General features: G+C 73.4%; 3 protein-coding genes. All 3 read right to left on the reverse strand.

Annotation, left to right across the window (positions count from 1 at the left end; translation table 11 throughout):
- Nucleotides 1–960, reverse strand: a 960-nt coding sequence (locus IH13_RS0104830) for an NADPH:quinone oxidoreductase family protein (RefSeq protein ID WP_031081278.1), incomplete at its 3' end; no start/stop codon positions are given.
- 96 nt (nucleotides 961–1,056) lie between these two features.
- On the reverse strand, nucleotides 1,057–1,656 hold the full coding sequence (locus IH13_RS0104835; protein ID WP_031081280.1) for a helix-turn-helix domain-containing protein: 600 nt from the start codon (nucleotides 1,654–1,656) through the stop codon (nucleotides 1,057–1,059).
- A gap of 228 nt (nucleotides 1,657–1,884) precedes the next feature.
- A complete protein-coding gene (locus IH13_RS0104840; RefSeq protein ID WP_031081282.1) occupies nucleotides 1,885–2,616 on the reverse strand; it encodes a PIG-L deacetylase family protein in 732 nt (243 codons plus the stop codon).
- Between the last annotated feature and the right edge of the window lie 138 nt (nucleotides 2,617–2,754).

A 2,754-nucleotide genomic window follows, 5' to 3' on the forward strand; every position in this document is an offset into this window, starting at 1 on the left:
GCTCCCGTCCGGCAGGACGACGATGCGGCCGGTGCTGGCGCCGTCGGCGACCCGCTGGACGGCGCGTGCGGCCTCGGCCATCGGGACGCGTTCGCTGACCAGGGGCTTGACGACGCCTTGGGCGGCGAGCCGGGTGAGCTCGTCGTGGCAGTCGCGGACCGCGGCCGGGTCCTTCGTGTTGTACAGGCCCCAGTGGAGGCCGACGATCGAGTAGTTCTTCACCAGGGCGTGGTTCAGGGCCGGAGTGGGGATGGCCCCGCTCGCGAAGCCGACGACCACCACCCGTCCCTCGAACGCGATGCACTTGACGGACTTGGCGTAGGCGTCCCCGCCGACCGGGTCGTAGACGACGTCCGCGCCGCGTCCACCCGTGGCCTCCTTCACCGCCGCGACGATGTCCTCGCTACGCCGGTCGATGACCAGGTCGCATCCCAGGCCGCCGGCGATCGCCGCCTTCTCCGGTCCCCCGACGACCCCGATCACCGTGGCGCCGGCGGCCTTGCCGAGCTGGACGGCCGCGCTGCCCACGCCACCCGCCGCCGCGTGCACGAGGAGCGTCTCGCCGGGTTGCAGACGGGCCCGGCGGTGCAGCCCGAACCAGCCCGTCTGGTAGCCGATGTGCAGGGCGGCTGCCTCCGCGTCGTCCAGCGCCTCGGGAGCGGGCAGCAGGGCCGCCTCGTCGGCCACGACGTACTGGGCGAGACCGCCGTGCGGCAGGGCCGGGGTGGCGAGTACCCGTCGGCCGTCCTCCGTCTCGCCGCAGACCTCCACGCCGGGGGTGAAGGGAAGCGGGGGCCTGACCTGGTACTGGCCGCGGCAGAGCAGCGCGTCGGGGAAGTTGATGTCCGCCGCGCGCACCTTGAGCAGCGCCTGCCCCGGGCCGGGGGTGGGCCGTTCCGTCTCTTCGAGCACCATCACCTCGCCCGGCTCGCCGTTCCGGTGCACTCGCCATGCCTGCATGAGGGGCCTCCAAGACCGTCGGCGTTACCACTGCTCCGGCGCATACTAAGCGGTCGCTTGCTTCCCTGGGAACACCTTCGCCGCGACCCCACGCCGTCAGGACCGCTTCGGCCTGGCCCGTACGTGCATGCGCTCCCCCTGCGGGCCGAAGAGGCTCAGGTATTCGGCGGGCTCGTCCCCCGCCGGGCCGAACCAGTGCGGCAGCCTGGTGTCGAACTCGGCGGCCTCCCCGGGTCCCAGGACCAGATCGTGCTCGGCGAGGAGCAGCCGCAGCCGCCCCGAAAGCACGTAGAGCCACTCGTACCCCTCGTGGGTGCGCTGCTCGCAGGTGTCGTTGCCCTTCTTCTCATGAATGATCTTGTACGCCTGAAGGCCGCCGGGCCTGCCGGTCAGCGGCAGCGAGGTCTTGCCGCCCTGCACGATGGGCTTGGCCCTGACCCGCGGATCCCCGGGGGGCGGCGCCCCCACCAGGTCGTCGAGCGGCACCTCGTGGGCGCGGGCGATGGGCAGCAGCAGTTCCAGGCTGGGCCGCCGGCCGCCGGACTCCAGCCGGGAGAGCGTGGAGACGGAGATACCCGTGGCCTCGGCGAGCGCGGCGAGGGTCACCCCGCGATCCTTGCGCAGCCGGCGCAGCCGGGGGCCGACTCCGGTGAGTACGGCGTCGAGCTCGGGGTCGTCCTGACTCTTGTCCTTCATCCACCCATTGCAGAATCAGCAAGTCACTTTGTCAATTCCGGCATCGGCTCGTGCCCCGGGGTCGCCACGGCGAGCAGCCTCGGGGCGGCGGGCGACGCTCGGCCTCCTGGTCCTGCCACGCCGGAACGCACGCCCCGGCGACACGCCCCGGCGCGGTGAGGGGGTGCGCCGGGGGCCGGGCGTGGACGGACCGCTCCGTCCGTGCGTACGGACGGCTCCCGCCCGGCCTCAGCGCGCGAAGACCTCGAAGGCGACGGCCGGGCGGCCGCCGAAGCGTTCGGCGACCGCCCCGGTCGTGCCGGCCAGGAAGGTCCGGCAGTACGCCTCCGGATCCTCGTCCGTCAGGACCTCGATGTACGTGCGGTGGGCCAGGAGCGAGCGCACCGACCGTTCGAAGCCGGCGGTCGCGTCGACCGCGTGGGTGGGCCGGTCGGTGCCCGCGACGGCGACCCAGCGCACGCCGTCCCAGGGCGCCTGCCCCCGCTCGGTCAGCTCGGGGAAGATCCACCGGTTGCCGGCGTCGCCTGCGGCGTCCAGGGTGGCGCGGCCGACCGCCCGGTGGTCGGGGGTGTTCCAGGCGGCGCCGCCCCAGGTGTCCCGGTGGTTGAGGGTGATGACCAGTTCGGGCCGGTGCCGGCGGATCGCCGCCGCGATGTCACGGCGCAGCGCCGTACCGTACTCGATCACCCCGTCTCGGTGGTCGAGGAACTCCACGGCGTGGACGCCGACAACGGCGGCGCTCGCCCGTTGTTCCCGCTCCCGCAAGGGCGCGCATTCCTCCGGGGGGATGGTGTCGATTCCGGCCTCCCCCCTGCTCGCCAGGAGGTAGGTGACCTCGCGGCCCTCGTCGGTCCAGCCCGCGACGGCCGCCGCGCAGCCGTACTCCAGATCGTCGGGATGGGCCACGACCGCCAGGGCCCGCTGCCAGTCGGCGGGCATCGGTTCCAGCTGCTGCGTCATACCCGGCAGGCTATCGGGGGCCGGCACCGCATCCCGGAGGCGGAACCGGGCAGGGGATCCGGAGTGCCCCGGTCGGCCGCCGAACAGGCAGACGCCGGGGATTTATACCCCTGGGGGTATTGTTGAAGGTCCGGGGCG

The sequence above is a fragment of the Streptomyces sp. NRRL WC-3549 genome, assembly GCF_000721935.1.
Taxonomy (GTDB): domain Bacteria; phylum Actinomycetota; class Actinomycetes; order Streptomycetales; family Streptomycetaceae; genus Streptomyces.